A 17,803-nucleotide genomic window follows, 5' to 3' on the forward strand; every position below is an offset into this window, starting at 1 on the left:
CTACACGACCTCCAGATAGGTGTCTCGCTCCCACGGGTGGACGTGGACGTCGTACTGCGCCAGCTCGTGACGCTTGACCAGCAGGAAGTGACGCAGCGCCTCCTCGCCCACCGCGCCCGCGACCACCTCGTCCGCCTCCAGCGCCGCGAGCCCCTCCTCCAGCGAGCGGGGCAGAAAGCCGAGGTTCAAGCGCTCGATCTGCTGCAGCGTCAGGTGCCCGACGTCGCCATCGAACGGCTCGCCGGGGTCGATCTGATTGCGGATGCCGTCGAGCCCGGCGGCGAGCAGCCCGGCCAGGAACAGGTAGGGCTGGCAGGAGTTATCGCCGGAGCGGTACTCGATGTGCCGCCGCGTGCCGACGCCCGGGATGCGAATCACCGCCGAGCGGTTCCCGTAGCCCCAGTAGGGGTTGGCCGGGGCCCAGGAGCCGGGCTGCAGCCGCTTGTAGCTGTTGACAGTCGGGGAGCCGAGCCCGGTCAGAGCCGGGGCATGCCGCAGCAGCCCACCCATGAACCGGCGGCCCAGGTCGGAGAGCGAGGTATTGTCCGCGCTGGAGGGGGTCAGGTCCGTCTCCCCGGCGGCATCCCACAGGCTCAGGTGGACGTGGAGGCTGGAGCCGGCCCAGTCGGAATAGATCTTGGGCATGAACGACGCCACGTAGCCGTTGGAACGCGCCGCGTCGCGGATCACGTCTTTGAGCGTCAGGTAGTCGTCGACCGCCTTGATCGGCGGGCCGTGGTAGGTCGAGACCTCGTACTGCCCCGGCCCGTACTCCTTGCCGAACTGGGGGATCCGCAGCCCCATCAGCTCCAGGTCGTGCATGATCCGCTGGACCAGGTTGATCTCGGCCGCCAGCCCGTCCCGCGTCATCATGCGCGTGGGGTTCACCGGGTGGTACTCGCCATCCGGCCCTTTGTTCAGCAGGTAGAACTCCGGCTCGAAGGCGCACTGGACGCTGAACCCGGCCTGGGCCAGTTCGGCAACGGCCTTGTCCAGCCGTGTCCGCGGACAGCCCTCCCACACCGAGCCGTCGGTGGCCCGCATCCAGGCGTACATCCGCGCTGTCTTCGGGGCGACCGGCACCACGGCGTAGCTGCGCGGGTCCGGCACGGCCAGGAAGTCGCCGGTGTTGGCCAGCAGGGTGGCGCGCGGCGGCTGGTGGTCTCCGATGTCCATGTTGAGGTTGGCCAGCGCGAAGACCACGCCCTCGGTGAGCGCCGTCTCGAACGACGCGCGCGGCACCGTCTTGGCCATGCCCCGCCCGCTGTAGTCGTGGTACACCACCCAGAGGTGCTCGATCCCGTCCTGCTGCAGGCGCTCGAGCATGGCTGGAACGTCGGTCGTCGCTTCGGTGCTCACACCAGCCTCCCTCCGCGGTCGCCGATCGCCTGGATCAGCCGGGCGAGCAGCGCCGTGCGCGGCACAATGCTGCTGAGCAGGATGTACTCGTCCGGGCCGTGGTCCAGGCCGCCGATCGGTCCCAGCCCATCCAACCCCGGCGTGCCCTGGTGGCCCGCGAAGCTGATGTCCGACCCGCCGCCGGTGGCCGCCCCGCGCAGCGGGAATCCCAACTCCCTGGCGATGGCGATGGCCAGTTCTTCCAGGGCCGCCACCCCCGGCGTCCGCTCCATCGCCGGGCAGTCCGAGCCCGGCTCAAGCGCCATGGTCATAGTGACGCCGGGAACCCACTCCGTGTCGACCAGCGCCCGCAGCCGCCCGGCCAGGGCGTCGAGGTCGGCCGTGCTCCAGGCTCGCAGATCGAAGCGGACCGAGGCCCGGTCGACCACCACGCTCGGGTTGCCGCCGCCCCGGATCTCTCCGGGGTTGACGGTCAGGCCCCGCGCCAGGTCGTTCAACCCATCCGCCTGGACGATCAGGTGCGCCAGCGCGAGGACGGCACTGCGCCCCTTCTCAGGCTCGACCCCGGCGTGGGACGACTTGCCCCGCGCCTCGACCGTGTACCAGCGCACTGCCTTGCGCGCGGTCACGATGTCGCCGTTCTCCCGCGCCGCCTCCAGCGTCAGGATCGCGTCGTGCCTGGGCCCCTCCGCCATCAGCAGCGGGATCGAGTGCCGCTCGGCGATCTCTTCATCGGAGACGACGACGTAGCTGAGGGTGCCTACGTTGTCCCACCCCACGTGGTCAAGTGCCGCCACCGCGTACAGCCCGGTCAACAGCCCGGCCTTCATGTCGCAGGTGCCCGGCCCGAGGATCCGGTCGCCATCGATCGTCATCGGCCGCTCGGCGGTCGTGCCGCGGGGAAAGACGGTGTCGGCGTGGCCCAGCAGCATGATCCGGGCGCTTCCCTGGCCGTGGCGGCGGGCGACCAGGTCGTCCCCATGCCGCTCCTGCCGGTGGCGAGTCACAGTGAAGCCCAGCGACGCCAGCCGGTGCGCGAGCCAGTCATTGACCGCATCGACCCCCGCCTTGTCGTAGCTACCGGAGTCCTGATTGACGAGTAACTCCAGGTCGCGCAGGTAGTCCGGGAGGTGCTCGTGCAGGTAGGCGACGATCGGATCGCTCACCCCGGCCTCCTACCAGCCCGCAAAGCGGGCGACGGCCGCATCGCTGACCCGACCGGCCAGCACGTCGGCGAACGCCTGGTCGAGCAGCGCGACCCCCTCGTCAATCTCCTCCCGGCTGAGGATGAGCGGGGGTGTGATCTCCAGCACGTTCGACCAGTTGCCGGCGTAGTAGAGGATCAGGCCCAGTTCCCAGGCCCGGTAGACGATCTTGGCCGCGGCCGGCTGGTTCGGCGCCTTGCTGGCCCGGTCGGTAACCAGCTCGACCCCCTGGATCATGCCCAGGCCGCGGATGTCGCCAACGATGTCGTGCCGCCCGAGGGTCTCGACCAGCCGCTGGTGGAGGTACGCGCCGTTGGCGGCTGCCTGCGCGACGATCCCCTCACGCTCGATCACCTCCAGCGTGGCGAGCCCCGCGGCGCAGCACGTGGCGTTGCCCGACACCGTGAAGAGCGCCACCCCGGTACCGGCATCCAGAATCTCCTGCCGCCCGACGATGGCGCTGAGCGGCAGCCCACCACCCAGCGACTTGCCGAGCAGCACCAGATCGGCCGCGATGCCCCCGTGCTCGTAGGAGAACATCGTGCCGGTCCGCCCCAGCCCGACCTTGATGTCGTCGACCACCAGCAGGATGCCGTGGCGGTCGCACAGGGCGCGCAGCTTCGGCAGGAAGTCCGGCGGCGGGACGATGTCGCCCCCGTCGCTCTGCACCGTCTCGACGAAGATTGCACCGACATCGCCCGGCGGGCAGATCGTGGCGAAGAGATAGTCCTCCAGGAACCCGAGGCACTGGTCCGTCACCCGGCTGGCATCCCCGCCGAACGGATTGCGGTAGGGGTTCGGGTAGGGCACCTTGGTGACGTGGGCGCCGCCGACCACGTCGGCGAAGGCAGTGTGCCCCGAGAGCGCCATGGTGGCGTCGGTGGTGCCATGCCAGCTCCCGACGAACGAGATCAGGCGCGGCTTGCCGGTTGCCAGCCGGATCAGGCGCTGCGCCGCCTCGCTGGCATCCGACCCCGACAGGCCGAACCAGGCCTTCTTCGGGAAGTCGCCCGGCACAAGCCCCACGAGCTTCTCCGCCAGATCGAGCGCCGGCTGGTTGATGGCGGAGACCAGCCCAGCGAACATCGTCTTCTCGAGCTGAGCCGCGACCGCGCGGCGCACGTGCGGGTTGCTGTAGCCCAGGTGCGCCAGCGACCAGCTCGCGCCGAAGTCGAGGTAGGCGCGGCCCTCGATATCGTAGATGCGGGAGCCCTCGGCGCGGTCGATCACCAGCGGGTTGTAGCGGATCTTGATCGCGTCCGCGATCAGCCGCGCGTCGCGCTCGAACGCCGCCTGCACCGCGGTGCCGATCGCCTGCGGTTCCATGGTCATCCCTCACCACCCGGCACGTTCGGGCGTCGGCTCGACGGCGGCGGGGCGGTCGAGCTTCGGTCCGAACGGCCAGCGAATCTCCCTGCCCCGCGTCAGGCCGGACGGGCGCAGGATCAGCACCGCGATCATCGCCAGGGCGATGACAATCTCGGTGAAGCCGACAAGCTGGAACGGGATCACCTGGCCCAGCGCCGTCTGCGCCGCCCGCTGGAGGTTGAGCCAGTTCTCGACACTGCGCAGCGCCTCGGAGGTCAGGGAGACGGCCACGGCGCCGATGACCGCGCCGCTCACGCTGCCGCTCCCCCCGATGATGAGCATCGCCACGATGAGGAAGGTCTGGCGCAGGTAGAAGGAGTTGGGTGAGAAGGTAGTGATGAAGTGCGCCCACAAGCCCCCGGCCACGGCAGCGACGAAGACGCTGAAGACCCAGGCGACCCAGCGCACCCAGGCGCTGCTGATGCCGATGCTCCAGGCGGCCGCCTCGTCGTCGCGTGCCGCGCGCAGCTTCAGGCCGAGCGGCATCTCGCGGAACAGGAACGCCAGCGCCACGAAGAGAAGCATCCAGCCTGTGGCCGTCCAGAGACCCGTGTACTGGGGGATGCCGAAGACGGTGCGCGAGCCGCGGGTCAGTGCGTCCCACTGCAGCGCGACGCTGTGGACGATGATCAGCCAGGCAAACGAAGCGATAGTAAAGGAAGCATCACGCAGGCGGAGTAACGGCACTCCCAGCACCGCGCCCACCGCCGCGGCGACCAGCCCGGCGGCGATCAGCGCCGGGATGAAGGGCAGGTGCACCTGGTGCAGGAACCAGCTCTCGGGCATGTCGGGCAGCGTCAGCCGCTTCTCCTGCGAGCTCAGCGAGAACCAGATCGAGCCGTAGGCGCCAATGGCCATGAAGGCCACGTGGGCGAACGACATCAGGCCGGAGTTCCCGGTGAAGATCTGCAGCGCCACGACCAGGATCACGTTGATGAACATCACGGTGACGACGCGCTGGAACACGCGCCCGGCGAGGAGGTCTGTACCGGCCGCGATGGCGAGCAGCCCAACGACGAGCACGATGAGCGGAAATGCGCGTTCAACCCAGCGCGGTACGTGCAGCGCCCTGGCGTTCACCGGGCCTCCCTCGCGTAGGTGCCGCCGATCAGCCCCTGGGGCCGGATCAGGAGCAACACGATCACGATGCTGAAGGTAACGGCCTGCCGGTAGTCGAGCAGGCTCTGGGGCAGGACCGACTGCAGGCCGACCGTGAGGAAGCCCAGAAGGTAGCCGCCGAGGACCGCCCCCTTCAAACTCTCCATCCCGCCCACGACCGAGGCGATGAAGGCGATCAGGACCGGCTGGAGCCCGACCGCCGGCTCGACCAGCGAGGAGCGCCCCACCCAGAAGAGCGACACGATGCCGGCCATGAAGCCACTGATTGCAAAGGCCACGGCGATCACCCCGTTGGCGCGCACCCCGAGGAGCCGCGCCATGGTGAAGTCGTCCGCCGATGCGCGCAGCGCCATGCCCATGATCGTGCGGCGCAGAAAGACCGTGAGCACGCCGAGCAGGATCAGGCTGACCGCCAGGCTGATGAGATCGACCGCCTTGACCCGGAAGCCGCCGATGGTCAGGGTCTGCACGAAGAAGCCCGGCAGGCGGACGGCCTGCGGCCGGGGCGACACGGTCAGCAAGGCGATGTTCTGCAGCAGGGCGCTGATGGCGAACGAGGTGATGAGCATCGTGGTCGGGGAGGCATTGCGCACCGGGCGGAACCCGACCCGCTCCATCAGCACACTCGCCAGCACCGCCATCGCGACGCTCAGCGCCGCCACGAAGATCCAGGGCCAGACGGTCTTCCCCAGGATCAGCAGGGAGTAGCCACCGACCATCACCAGCTCGCCGTAGGCGAAGTTGATGAGCCGCAGGATGCCGTAGACGATGACGAGCCCGAGCGCCATCAGGGCATACAGCCCCCCGAGGGAGAGCGACGAGACGACGAACTGGACGATGTCATTCAACGTACACGCTCCTGTGCCGATCGCCGGCGCTAACCCGGCCCGGACTCGGGGCCGCGACCGTCGTGGCGCCCCAGGTAGGCACTCTCGATATCCGCGTGCTCGCGCAAGGTGCGAGGCGGTCCGGCGAACTCCACCCGGCCGGCGTTGAGCAAGTAGGCTCGATCCACCAGCGCCAGCGTCTTCTCCACGTTCTGCTCCACCAGGAGGATCGTCGTGCCGAGGTCGCGGAGTTCGCCGATGAGGGCAAAGACATCGTCGACCAGCTTGGGCGACAGCCCGAGCGACGGCTCATCGAGCATCATGAGCGCCGGACGTGCCATCAGCGCCCGCGCGATCGCCAGCATCTGCTGCTGCCCACCGGACAGGGTCCCGGCCGGTCGCCGCAGGCGCTCGCCCAGGATCGGGAAGAAGGCACACCAGCGCTCCATGTCGCGCTGGATCTCGGCCCGATCCTTCCGCACCGCCGCCCCCAGACGCAGGTTCTCCTCGACGGTCAAGCCGGGAAAGATCCGGCGTCCCTCAGGGACGAGGGCGATGCCCCGGCGCACGATTGCCTCGGGCGGCTGGCCCAGCAGCGACACGTCGCGGAAGCGGATCGCCCCCCGCCATGGGCGGACGATCCCGGCGACACTGCCCAGCGTGGTGCTCTTCCCGGCACCGTTCACGCCGATGAGGCCGACGATCTCCCCCTCGTCGACGTGCAGGGAAATGCCGTTGAGCGCATTGATCGCCCCATAGCGGACGTGGAGGTCCTCTACCGCCAGCATCTCAACCCGCCTCAGCCGAGGCGCCAAGGTACGCCTCGATGACCGCCGGCTCGCGGCGGACCTCGTCGGGCGTTCCCTCGGCAATCGTGCGCCCGTAGTTCAGCACGTGGATGCGGTCGCACAGCCGCATGATCAGACGCATGTCGTGGTCGACGATCAGGATGCCGCAGCCCAGGTCCCGGCGGATGGTCGAGAGCGTCGCCAGGAGCGTCTCGACCTCCGGCTCGGTAAGCCCGGCGCCCGGCTCGTCCAGGAGCAGGAACTCCGGCGCGGTCGCCAGCGCGCGAGCGATTTCGACGCGGCGCTCCTCGCCCTGCGGCAGCGCCGCGGCCGGCCAGGGCGCCAGGTGCGCGATGCCGACCCGCTCCAGGGCCTCCCAGGCACGCGCCGTCGCCTCCCGCCGCGGGATGCGGCCGGAGCTCAGGGCCGCGACCTCGACGTTCTCCAGCACGCTGAACTCGTGGAAGAGCCGCACCACCTGGAAGGTGCGGGCAAGCCCGACCCGAGCGATCCGGTGCGGCGCCCACCCGGTGATGTTGGTCCCATTGACCCAGACCTCCCCAGCCGTGATGTGCAGCATCCCGGTGAGGACGTTGATCAGCGTCGTCTTGCCGGAGCCGTTTGGCCCGATAAGCCCCAGGATCTCGCCGCGGTTGAAGGTCAGGCTGACGCCGTCGACCGCGCGCAGCGCGGCGAAGGTCTTGACCACCCCGATTGCGACCAACGATCCGGTCGCCCCGCGACCATCGGCTGGCGACGTCATGGGAACCCGCTCTCTAGCCGACCATGCCGCCCGGCCTCGCCATCACCGACGACGGCGGAGCCGGGCGACGCCGGGCCGCCTCGCCGCTACATCGGCGGGACGTACTCGGGCTTGATCTTCTTGACGAAGGTCGGCTCGCCGTTCTTGACCTCGAGGATGAAGGCCTCCTTGTCGGGGGCGTGACCGGATGCGGCATCGGACCACGTCAGGCTGCCGCTCAGGAGGTCGAAGGTCACTCCCTCCATCGCCTGGACGAGGGCCGGACCGTCGGTGGTCCCTGCACGCTCGATCGACTCCGCGATGATGTTGACCGTATCCCAGCCCATCACCGCGAAGGCCGTCTCCGGCGGTCCCCCGTACTCGGCCTCGTAGAGTTCGAGGAACTCGTCCATCGCCGGCCCGACACCGGGCCCCACGAAGCTGTGCGTCGAGATGAAGATGTTGTTGCCCGCGTCCGGACCGACCGCGGGGTAGAACTCGACCGTGTCCATGGCGTCGCCGCCCATGAGCGGCGTGTCGAAGCCGGCCGCGCGCAGCTCGCGCACCATCATGGCGTAGTCCGGCATGTTGGTAGAGAGCAGGATCACCTGCGGCGGCTCCGGCAGACCCTGGAGACGCTGGATCTGGGCGTCGATCTGCATGTCGCCCTGGAGATAGGTGTCCTCATTAACGATGGTGCACCCCATCTCCTCGAACGCGTCGACGAAGTACTCGCCCAGCGACTGGGTGTACTCCGTCGTGGTGTCAACGATCGTGGCGCCGGTCGTCCAGCCCATGTCCACGCACGCGAACTGGGCTGCCGCCGCCGACATCGTCTGGTTCCACATCGAGACGGTGAACTGCATGTCCCCGAGCGCCTCCGAGCCGTAGAGCGGGGACGACGCGCAGGTGGATAGACCGACGATCCCGGCGTCCTGCGCGGCGCGGCCGACGGGCGCACCGAAGTCGAAGTCGCAGGGAGCAATCAAGACCTCGGCGCCCTGCTCGATCAACTGGATCGCCGCGTTGCCGACCGTCGCCTGATCAGTCTTCCCATCCAGCTCAATCAACTGCAGCGGCCGGCCCAGCACGCCGCCCGCCTCGTTGATCTGCTTGACCGCGAGCCGGGCGCCCATCAGGGGCGGGGTGTCGTAGGCGGCCATCCAGCCGGTCAGGTGCACGGCCGCGCCGATGATGATCGGATCCTCGCCGCCGGCACCCGGCGACGCCGGGGCGGTTGCCGCCCCGGATCCTGCCCCGCCCGCCGGCTCGGTCGGCGTGACGGGTGCACCCTCTGTTCCGCCGCACGCGACCAGGACCAGGGCAAGGAGGCTGAAGAAGGTCAGTAGGCGCAAAGGCATGCGTGGCGTCACGGTATCGCTCCCCCCCATTGGACGGTGGGTACACCACAGAACCGGAACGCACGGCTGCCAGCCAACCCGGCCAGGCTCGTCCCGCGTGGGGGCACCCTTGGCGCCAGCCGCACGGCAGGCCGCGTCCTCCTTCGGTGGTCGTGAGCACCTCCTCCCACCGGCCCGGCGCCGCCAGCCTCACGCGCAGGCAGCGCACGGCGCGGCATGGGTCATGATGGAGCGGAACGCGCCGCATCGTGTGTCCACGAAACCACGGACCAGGGCTTGATGCCGGCCGTGGAGCGCAGCATTCCTGCACTGCTATCACGCCATATCATCATAGCTGGGGGCGAGATCGGGACACATTACAGACCCGTGTCCCTCTCATGATTCCGCAAACCGCAGTTCACGTGGAGGCTCTGCAAGCGACTATAGGGGCGGGCAGGGGCGGTGTCAAGACATAATGTTTCACACTCGCCACACAGCGGGTTCACGCCACCGCAGTGCGTTGAGGAGGATATCCCGCTGTGGTGGAGCTCGCACCTGGCTACCGACGTCCGTGCGGGGAACGGGGTGGTGCGAGGGTTCTCGCGCCGTGGTCTGGGCCCGGGGTGGGTAGTGCGAAGGTTCCCGTACCGCGGCATGTGCCCGGGACTAAAGCCGCCCGGCTGCCAAGGAAAGCCGGCTAAAGCCGGCTGGGATATGGGATAGATGAAGGCCGACATCCTGGCGTGGAGGGCCCGGCATGTGCCCGGGGATAAATCCCCGGGCGCTAACCAGTTCGCGGACGCGGTATTATGCGGGTGAACCTTTTCCCCGCGGCCCGCTTCTGCGGGCTTTCGTTGTCAGCCCGGCGGCTTCGGCCACGGGCATGGGTCGTCCGCACACGCCCTTTCAGTGGGGATGCGGGCGAGCCACAGAAGCCCTGGACGGTAGCCATTGCGTGAGGCGGAACGGGCAGCGCCGCACCGTCGCGAGCGGGTTTCGGAGGATCGTGCAGACCGAATGGGGGACAGGCCATGACCGTTGCGGTGGATATTCGGGTGCCTATGGGGTTGCCGCTCCCGGCCTTGATCGACTTCATCCGCGGCTGTGAGGAGGCCGGTTTCCACGGGGTGGGCCTCCATGACCACCACCACATCGGCCGCGATTGCTATGTGGTGCTGGGTATCGCCGCGGCCAGCACGTCGCGGCTGTCGCTCTACCCGGTCACGTCCAACACGGTCACCCGGCATCCGCTGGTGCTCGCGGCGCTGGCCAACTCGCTGGCGGAGGTCGCCCCCGGGCGTACCTGCATTACCCTCGGCCCCGGCTTCCTCTCGGTCGAGGCCGCCGGGGAGTCGCGCGCGGCGATCGACGACCTGCGCCGGGCCGTGCGCGCCATCCGGACGCTGCTTGCCGGGGAGACGACTGAGTTCAAGGGCGTGCCGGTGCGCCTGCGGAACCACCCGGGAGGGACCCTGCCCGTACTGCTGACCGCCTCCGGGCCGCGCCTGCTGGAACTCGCCGGGGAGGTCGCCGACGGCGCGGTGATGCTGGTGGGGCTCGACCCGCAGATGGTGGCCGCCGCCCGGCGCCACCTGGCAGCCGGAGCTGAGCGCGCCGGGCGCGACCCGAAGGAACTTCTGGAGGTCTTCATCACCCCGATCGCGGTCGGCGACCGGGCGGTGGTGTGTCAGTGGCCGCGGCAGTGGTTCCGTCCCGGGCAGCCGTGGCTCGCGTACCCGAGCCGCTCGAACCTCCACTGGCTGCGGTACGCCGGGGTCGACCTGTCGCCGGGACACGACCCGATGTCCATTTCCGAGGCGCAGGCCGAGGAGATCTGTGATCGGCTCGGGCTCTTCGGCCCGGCCGAGTACTGCGCCGAGCGGCTGCTGCGGGCGCGGGAAGAGGCCGGGGTCGAGCGCGTCTTCCTCTTCCCGGCCCACACCGCCGCGACGAGCTACGAGCTGCCCTGGGCCGAGGTGGAAGCGTTCCGCCGCGTGATCGGCCCCCGCCTGCGCGCCTGAGGGGGCGGTCCGTCGGCGGCACTGGCTGGCACGTCAGCCTCCGAACTCGAACCAAAGTCCCGGCTGGCGCCCTTTCCGCCTGGACTGTCGCCGTGTTACTGTTCCCGCAGCGCGCGTGGCACCGCTTCGGCGAGTAGTTCGCATGAGCAACGTCTCCGAGCGCACCAGGACGGTACACCAAGACGAATTGCCGCTCTCGCTCTTCATCGGCGACGTGACCATTGAGGTGCCGACCCCTGCCGGCATCACCAGCTTCGCTGTTGAGGTCGAAGAGCGGCTCACCGATCGAGGCAGGATCGTCGTCCGTATATCCGGCAGCGATGCGGACGACCTTACCCGCCTCACCGGTGCCACCGTGACCGCCGTCGTGTCTCGCACGCTGGCTGCACCGCTTGTCGCAACCGCCGTCGTCGATCGCGTGCTGCCCGGCGACCCCGTGCGTGTCGTCCTCCGACGCACCACACCCTGGCGGCCGAGGCAGCGCCGCGAGGCCGTGCGCCTTGACATCGTGATTCGGCCGCAATCCGTCGCTCGCATCACGCCGGACGGCGAGGAGCCCATCGATGCGCGGATCATCGATCTCAGCGCGACGGGCGTGCGACTCGAATCGGCTACCAGCCTCGATCGAGGCGAACGCCTGCACCTTGTCTTCTCCCTCCCCACCACGCCGACGCCCTTCGACACCGTCGTCGAGGTGATGCACTGCCAGGAGCGCCCCGACGGGCTCCAGCGCCCCTGGCAACTCGGCTGCCGATTCGTCGATCTCGACAAGCGGGTGAGCGAGGCGATCTTCCGCTTTATCTTCGAGGAGCAGCGCCGCCGGCTCCGGCGACGTCGCGACCACTAGGCCGGGCCCGCTCGACGACGGGGCAGACCCGGCATGCCGATCACCCCTTACCGGTAGCGAAGAGGTGGAACAAGCCACCGGGCTGCGTGTCGCCGGCCTTGACAGTCCTCGCTATCACCTGTAAGGCTATCCTGACACATGGCGGAGTCATTTGTCCCCTATGCGACGAGCGGGAAAGGGCTCCGGGTCGGCTGACCACATGGACGAGCGCGACCGCGACGAGCGGGAGGAGAGGGCAGCGTGAACGCCCCGGCACCGGGCGCATCATCCACCAGACAACGCCTCATGGCGGCACGCCGGCTGGGGGCGAAGCGCCGCATCGTCCCGCCGCTCCAGGTCGTGGTCACGCTCGGCGCCGCGGCCCTCTTTGGGCTGGCGTACCTGCTCTCAGACGAGTTCCGCGCCGAGGTTGGGGCGATCGCCGCCATCCTGGGGCGAGGCGATGCGGAGGGGCTGCGGCACTACATTCTCTCCTACGGCCTGTGGGCACCCGTTGCCTCCCTCGCCCTGATGGTCGTCCAGGCGCTGGTGGCGCCGGTACCGTCGTCGCTGGTGTCGTTCGCCAACGGGCTGGCCTTCGGCGTCGGCTGGGGCTGGGCGCTGAGCGTTGCTGGACATACGCTGGCGGCCGGCGTGTGCTTCTGGCTGATGCGGGCGCTCGGCCGGGGGCCCATCGAGGCTGTCGTGGGCCGCGGCTGGCTGGAGTCGGCCGACCGCTGGTTCGCCCGCTGGGGAACCGCCGCCATCCTGATCACGCGGCTGGTGCCCGGCGTCGCCTTCGACGCCGTCTCCTTCGCCGCCGGGCTGACCGGGATCCGGTTCGACCGGTTCCTGGCCGCGACGGCGATCGGGGTGGCCCCGCAGACCTTGCTCTACGCCTATCTGGGACACGCCGCTGTCCAGTTCATCTGGATCCCGCTGGCGATCACCGGGCTGGTCGTGGGCGGGTGTGCCCTGGCCGCCTGGTGGAAGCGAACGCGGCCCTGAAGGGCGACGCCGGCCCCACCGAAACGGTGAGGCCGGCGCCGGTCAAGGCCGGAAACCGATCGCGGGTCAGCGGACGGCGCGGGCCGCAGCGGCGACCAGGGCGACGGTCTGGTCGACAATTGCCTTGCGGTACTCTTCGAACACCGGGTCGGTGATCGCCGCCGAGTCCTCCGGGTAGATCAGCGATGCGATGTGCAGGTGGCCGCCGGGGAGGTCATGCCGGCCGAGCGCCAGCCGCAGGCGGTTCGAGCGGTACATGCTCTCGTTGGAGAGGTAATTGCCGCCACCGCCGGCGCAGGCGGCGTCGCCCGGCTGCGGACCGTCCGGGCGGGTGATGCAGGAGCCGACACCGGGGTTGCTCGGGTCCGGCCAGACGCGCACGCGCGTGTTGAGGAAGACGGGCCAGGGGCCAGTGCCGGCGTCGATCATGGCCTGATAGGGCAGCGTTGTCTCGATGAACCAGGTCGGCTCCGGGGTCTGCGGCCAGTTCGCGGCCAGCGGGATCATGCCCTGGCTGCTGACGTCGTTGTTGTCCAGGCTGCCGCCGCGCCAGTTGCCGGCCCACTGCTCGATGGCCATCTGGCGCGCCCCGCCCTGGCTGATCGTCATCATCAGATCGACCTGCCGTGGCCCCTCCATGAGGTGAGGGCCGAAGGCGTCCTCGACGATGCCCTCCTCGAAGGCACCCCACAGCACCGGGAAGATCACCGCCTGGACAAAGGCCGGGCCGCTGTCGGTCTTGATGAGCAGGCCGTCGAGCTGCAGCGCGCTGGCGCCGGAGGGGTTGGAGCGGCGCGGCTCCTGGTTCAGGGTGTAGGGATCGAAGCCGCTGACAAGTACGCGCTTGACCCCCGCGCCGGCCGGAAAGTCGACCGAGGTGATGCCTCGCGAGGTGTACTCGAGCAACTTGATCAACTCAGCACGCGCCTCGTCGCTGAGCGGGAAGGGCGGCGCCCACTGCCGCAGTGCCCGGGTCATGCTCAGGCGCGCCCAGTAGAGCGGCCGGTCGTCGTAGCGGTCGAGGTCGCCGTGGGCGGGGCCGCGCCCCTGAGCGCGGTCGACCGCCGCCCGCCACAGCGCCGTACCCTGCGTGCGGATCATGTTCTCGGCCTGCTGCAGGTTCGGCGCCCGGCAGAGGCTGGTGATGAACTGGTCCACGAAGCGATCGAACCCACTGCGGGCAAGGATCTGCTGCGAGGCGGGCTCCGTCCCGCCCTCCGGAATCGCCTCCAGGCGCGTCTCTTCAACCGTCACGGGCAAGCTCTCGTCGAAACACTGGGCTGCTACCGGCCCCGAAGGGGCAGCGACCGCAGTCGCCGCGAGGGAGAGTACCAGACTCATGACAATGAGGATAGTCCACACGGTCGCGCGGAATCGGGAATGCGCCATTGATCTCCCCTTCCCTCATCGTTGAAAACACGGTCGATCGGGGACGACGGCTACGCCGTGCCCGTAGGGGAATCCGTCCCTCCTTTCGCAATGGTCGCTGTGAGACGACACGCCGATCAGACCCTGCTGGCCTCAGAGGGCATGAGTTGGAAGCGTGTGAAGACAGCATAGGGGTTGACGGGATACCGTACAAGATCCTGGCTATTTGCCCAACCCAAATTACCTAGGAAGGCATAGCCTGAAGGTCCTGGCGACGGACCGGTGAGGCGGGGAAGCACTGCCGGGCCGGTGCGGCACCGCGTTGTTCGCGTCTTGACGGCTTTCGCGGCGCGGTGCTATTCTGGGACAGACCTAACAATTGACTGATACCTGCGCGTTCGGCACGCCTACTGTTTCCGTCACTCATCCAACCCTTGTGGTCCACGCTGCCGCGCCGCGTGGAGGGCTTCCGAGCCCCATCCGACCGTTTCCGGCGTGACCGGGTGCGCGGGTGGATCAGGTAGAGGAGCTCCAGCGTGGCATCATCGACGCAGTCGCTCGCGACACCCAGCGAGGCCCGGAAGGCGATCCGCTCCGGTCAGATGCGGGGCCATACGTCCGGGATCGCGCCGGGCTACGCGCAGGCAAATCTCGTGGTCCTGCCACGCGACCTCGCCTACGACTTCCTCGTTTTCTGCCATCGCAACCCCAAGCCGTGCCCGCTGCTCGACGTGACCGACCCCGGCTCCCCTGAGCCGGCCCGCGTCGCCCCCGGGGCCGACCTGCGAACCGATCTCCCGCGCTACCGGGTTTACCGGCACGGGGAGCTGGTCGAGGAACGAGACGACCTGCTCGACCTGTGGCGTGACGATCTCGTGGCCTTTCTCTTGGGCTGCTCATTCACCTTCGACGGCCTGCTGGTCGAGGCCGGGGTGCCGGTGCGGCACCTGGGCTGCGGCAGCAACGTGCCGATGTACCGGACGACCCAGGAGTGCATCCCGGCCGGGCCGTTCGCCGGGCCGCTCGTCGTCTCGATGCGGCCGATCCCGCCTGAGCACGTGGTACGCGCGGTGCAGGTGACCTCACGCTTCCCGTCGGTGCACGGCGCGCCGGTGCATATCGGTGACCCGGCGGTGCTCGGCATCACCGATCTGGCGCACCCGGACTGGGGAGACCCGCCGGTCATCGAGCCGGGCGACGTCCCCGTCTTCTGGGCGTGTGGGGTGACCCCGCAGGCAGTGGCGATGAACGCCCGGCCGGAACTGATGATCACCCACGCGCCCGGGCACATGTTCATCACCGACGTTCCCGTCGCGTCACTGGCGGTGCTCTAAGGCCAACACTACCAGGAGAAGATCCCGAGCGGTTCGATCGGTCCGGAAGACGATCTAGAGCGAGGAGGGACGATGGACCACGAGCGTGCAGCACAGGGGATCGGGGGTAAGGCGCTCGACGGGCGGCTCTCGCGGCGGCGACTGCTGCGCCTGCTTGCCGCCGGTGCGGCCGTGCCGGCTATGAGCCTGCTGGCGGCCTGCGGTGAGGCTTCGGTGAGCGACGACGGTGGCGGCGGCGGGAGCCAGCCGGCTCCGACTGCAACCACAGCCGACTCCGGCGCCTCTTCGAGTGGCAGCCCGGCTGCCTCGCCGAGCACTCAGGGCGGCACCACTCCGTCTGGCCCAATCCGCATCGGCGTGATCCTCCCGCTCAGCGGCGTGGCTGCCAGCGTCGGAGCCGATGAGAAGGCCGCGGTGGAACTCGCGGTGAAAATCGTCAACGAGGAGACACCCGATCTCCCCCTGCCGCTGGCAGCAACGGCCGGGCTGCCCAACCTGGGCGGAGCCACGGTCGAACTGGTCTTCGCCGACAGCCAGGGCAAGGCTGAGGTCGGCCAGTCGGAGGCCGAGCGGCTGATCAACCAGGAGAACGTTGTCGCCCTCTTCGGCTGCTACCAGAGCGCCGTCACCAAGACGGCCAGCGCCGTCGCCGAGCGGGCCGGCATCCCCTTCATGAACGGCGAATCGTCCTCCCCGGCGCTGACCGAGAGCGGCTACCAGTGGTTCTTCCGCACCTCGCCCCACGACGGCGATTTCTCCAAGGCCATCATGGCGTTCATCCGGGCCATGGCCGACGAGAAGGGTGCCGACGTCAGCACGGTGTCGCTGCTGTACGAGGACACCGACTTCGGCGTGAACAGCGCCAAGGCCCTCACCGACGAGGCCGAGGCACACGGGCTCCAGATCGTCGGTGAGGTGAAGTACAAGGCCAACACCACCGCGCTCACCAGTGAGGTGCAGGCCCTGCGCTCGCAGGGCGCCGACGTGCTGTGTCCGGCCTCCTACACAAACGACGCGATCCTCACCATCGAGACAGCGAGGCAGCAGGGGTACCTCCCGAAGATGATCGTGGCTCAGGACGCAGGCTACTCCGACCCGGCCTTCATCGAGGGAGTCGGCGCTGCCTTCGCCGAGGGCATCGCCACCCGCTCGGCCTTCTCGATCGATATCACCGAGATCAAGCCGGCCGCGGCCAAAGTCAACGAAATGTACCGGGAGATCGCGGGCAAGGACATGCACGACGTGCCGGCACGCGGCTTCACCGCCATGATGGTGCTGCTCGATGCGATCAACCGGGCCGGATCGACCGAGCCGGATGCGATCCGCGAGGCACTGGAGGCGACCGACCTGGGGCCGGACGACACGATCATGCCCTGGCAGGGGGTCCGGTTCGACGAGACGCACCAGAACATCCTGGGGGGCGGCATCATCGTGCAGATTCAGAACGGCGAGTACCGCACCGTGTATCCCTTCGACGTCGCCACGGTAGAACCGAGCTACCCCCTGCAGCCGTGGGATCAGCGCGGCGCATAGCAGCTTAGAGGCACGCCGGGGCGGGGTCTCCCGCCCCGGCCGATCCAACGGTTCCCAGCGGCGGAAGGACTCGAGTGGATACGACGCTTCTCCTGCAAGCGCTCACCAACGGCCTGCTGATCGGGATGGTCTACGCGCTCATCTCGGTCGGCCTGACGCTGATCTTCGGACTGATGGAGATCGTGAACTTCGCCCACGGCGAGTTCCTGATGCTGGCCATGTACGCGGCGTTCTGGGCCAGCGTGCTCCTCAGCCTCGACCCGATGGTCTCGCTCCCGCTGACCGTCGGCGGGTTGGGCCTGCTGGGGTTGGCGACCTACCGGGGCATCATTGCCCACATCCTGCACGCCCCGATGCTGGCGCAGATCTTCGCCACCTTCGGCCTGGGCCTGTTCCTGCGCGGCCTGGCGCAGTACCTCTGGACGCCCAACTTCCGCACCATCGAGCGGCCCTGGCTCGGCCAGATCTCGGGCGGCACGGTCAACATCGGCGGGGTATTCCTCGGCGTGCCACAGATCGCCGCCGCGATCCTGGCCGGGGTGGCATTCGTCGCGCTCTATCTGTTCATCACCCGGACGCGCGTGGGCCTGGCGCTCCAGGCCGTGGCGGAGGACAAGTCGACCGCCGGCCTGATGGGGATCGACAGCAACCGGATGTTCGCCCTCGGCTGGGTGCTGGGTGGCGCCTGCGTCGGGGTGGCCGGCGCCGTGCTCGCGAGCTTCTACCCGATCACCCCGACGGTCGGGATCCTCTTCGCCCTGATGGCCTACATCGTGGTGGCACTCGGCGGATTCGGCAGCGTCCCCGGAGCGTTGGTCGCAGGGCTGCTGGTTGGCCTGGTGCAGGAGGCGAGTCCGATCCTCTTCGGCGTACCGACCACGTACAAGTATGCGGTCGTCTTCGCGCTCTACCTGGTCGTCGTCCTGATCCGACCGCAGGGTCTGTTCGGCCGCTTCTGAGTCACG

General features: G+C 68.9%; 15 protein-coding genes. 6 read left to right on the forward strand and 9 right to left on the reverse strand.

What is annotated here, in order from left to right; translation table 11 throughout:
• The 8 genes from STHE_RS14370 to STHE_RS14405 form a co-directional block, all read right to left on the reverse strand.
• A complete protein-coding gene (locus STHE_RS14370; protein ID WP_012873316.1) occupies nt 1-1,359 on the reverse strand; it encodes a glutamine synthetase family protein in 1,359 nt (452 codons plus the stop codon).
• On the reverse strand, nt 1,356-2,525 hold the full coding sequence (locus STHE_RS14375) for a M20 family metallopeptidase (protein ID WP_012873317.1): 1,170 nt from the start codon (nt 2,523-2,525) through the stop codon (nt 1,356-1,358). Before STHE_RS14375 ends, STHE_RS14370 begins: the two co-directional genes overlap by 4 nt.
• 9 nt (nt 2,526-2,534) lie before the next feature.
• Nucleotides 2,535-3,896: an aspartate aminotransferase family protein gene (locus STHE_RS14380; RefSeq protein WP_148220113.1), complete on the reverse strand. Its 1,362-nt coding sequence runs from the start codon at nt 3,894-3,896 to the stop codon at nt 2,535-2,537.
• A gap of 3 nt (nt 3,897-3,899) precedes the next feature.
• Nucleotides 3,900-5,012 (reverse strand): branched-chain amino acid ABC transporter permease, encoded by a 1,113-nt coding sequence (locus STHE_RS14385; protein ID WP_012873319.1) that lies wholly within the window; start codon nt 5,010-5,012, stop codon nt 3,900-3,902.
• The gene (locus STHE_RS14390) at nt 5,009-5,899 is read right to left on the reverse strand and encodes a branched-chain amino acid ABC transporter permease (protein ID WP_012873320.1); all 891 of its coding nucleotides are present in this window, start codon (nt 5,897-5,899) and stop codon (nt 5,009-5,011) included. Before STHE_RS14390 ends, STHE_RS14385 begins: the two co-directional genes overlap by 4 nt.
• 29 nt (nt 5,900-5,928) lie before the next feature.
• Nucleotides 5,929-6,666: an ABC transporter ATP-binding protein gene (locus STHE_RS14395; RefSeq protein WP_012873321.1), complete on the reverse strand. Its 738-nt coding sequence runs from the start codon at nt 6,664-6,666 to the stop codon at nt 5,929-5,931.
• Between the two features lies 1 nt (nt 6,667).
• On the reverse strand, nt 6,668-7,429 hold the full coding sequence (locus STHE_RS14400) for an ABC transporter ATP-binding protein (protein ID WP_012873322.1): 762 nt from the start codon (nt 7,427-7,429) through the stop codon (nt 6,668-6,670).
• An 86-nt stretch (nt 7,430-7,515) separates the two neighbouring features.
• Complete coding sequence (locus tag STHE_RS14405) at nt 7,516-8,781, reverse strand: ABC transporter substrate-binding protein (RefSeq protein WP_012873323.1); 1,266 nt, start codon at nt 8,779-8,781, stop codon at nt 7,516-7,518.
• A 998-nt stretch (nt 8,782-9,779) separates the two neighbouring features.
• On the opposite strand from STHE_RS14405, the gene STHE_RS18215 reads away from it, so the two are divergent.
• The 3 genes from STHE_RS18215 to STHE_RS14420 all read left to right on the forward strand — a co-directional run bounded on the left by STHE_RS18215 (nt 9,780) and on the right by STHE_RS14420 (nt 12,603).
• Complete coding sequence (locus STHE_RS18215; RefSeq protein ID WP_012873324.1) at nt 9,780-10,769, forward strand: LLM class flavin-dependent oxidoreductase; 990 nt, start codon at nt 9,780-9,782, stop codon at nt 10,767-10,769.
• Between the two features lie 142 nt (nt 10,770-10,911).
• Nucleotides 10,912-11,616, forward strand: coding sequence for a flagellar brake protein (locus STHE_RS14415; protein WP_012873325.1), 705 nt, complete (start codon nt 10,912-10,914; stop codon nt 11,614-11,616).
• Nucleotides 11,617-11,856: 240 nt separating this feature from the next.
• On the forward strand, nt 11,857-12,603 hold the full coding sequence (locus STHE_RS14420) for a TVP38/TMEM64 family protein (protein WP_012873326.1): 747 nt from the start codon (nt 11,857-11,859) through the stop codon (nt 12,601-12,603).
• Nucleotides 12,604-12,669: 66 nt separating this feature from the next.
• Here the strand turns inward: STHE_RS14420 and STHE_RS14425 are convergent, their stop codons facing one another.
• Nucleotides 12,670-13,992, reverse strand: coding sequence for a hypothetical protein (locus STHE_RS14425; protein ID WP_012873327.1), 1,323 nt, complete (start codon nt 13,990-13,992; stop codon nt 12,670-12,672).
• A gap of 515 nt (nt 13,993-14,507) precedes the next feature.
• Between STHE_RS14425 and STHE_RS14430 the strand changes: the two genes are divergently transcribed.
• The 3 genes from STHE_RS14430 (at nt 14,508) to STHE_RS14440 (ending at nt 17,797) form a co-directional block, all read left to right on the forward strand.
• Nucleotides 14,508-15,305 (forward strand): putative hydro-lyase, encoded by a 798-nt coding sequence (locus STHE_RS14430; RefSeq protein WP_012873328.1) that lies wholly within the window; start codon nt 14,508-14,510, stop codon nt 15,303-15,305.
• A gap of 72 nt (nt 15,306-15,377) precedes the next feature.
• Nucleotides 15,378-16,838: an ABC transporter substrate-binding protein gene (locus STHE_RS14435; RefSeq protein ID WP_012873329.1), complete on the forward strand. Its 1,461-nt coding sequence runs from the start codon at nt 15,378-15,380 to the stop codon at nt 16,836-16,838.
• A 74-nt stretch (nt 16,839-16,912) separates the two neighbouring features.
• Complete coding sequence (locus STHE_RS14440; RefSeq protein WP_012873330.1) at nt 16,913-17,797, forward strand: branched-chain amino acid ABC transporter permease; 885 nt, start codon at nt 16,913-16,915, stop codon at nt 17,795-17,797.
• Nucleotides 17,798-17,803: the final 6 nt, after the last annotated feature.

This window comes from Sphaerobacter thermophilus DSM 20745, from assembly GCF_000024985.1.
Taxonomy (GTDB): domain Bacteria; phylum Chloroflexota; class Chloroflexia; order Thermomicrobiales; family Thermomicrobiaceae; genus Sphaerobacter; species Sphaerobacter thermophilus.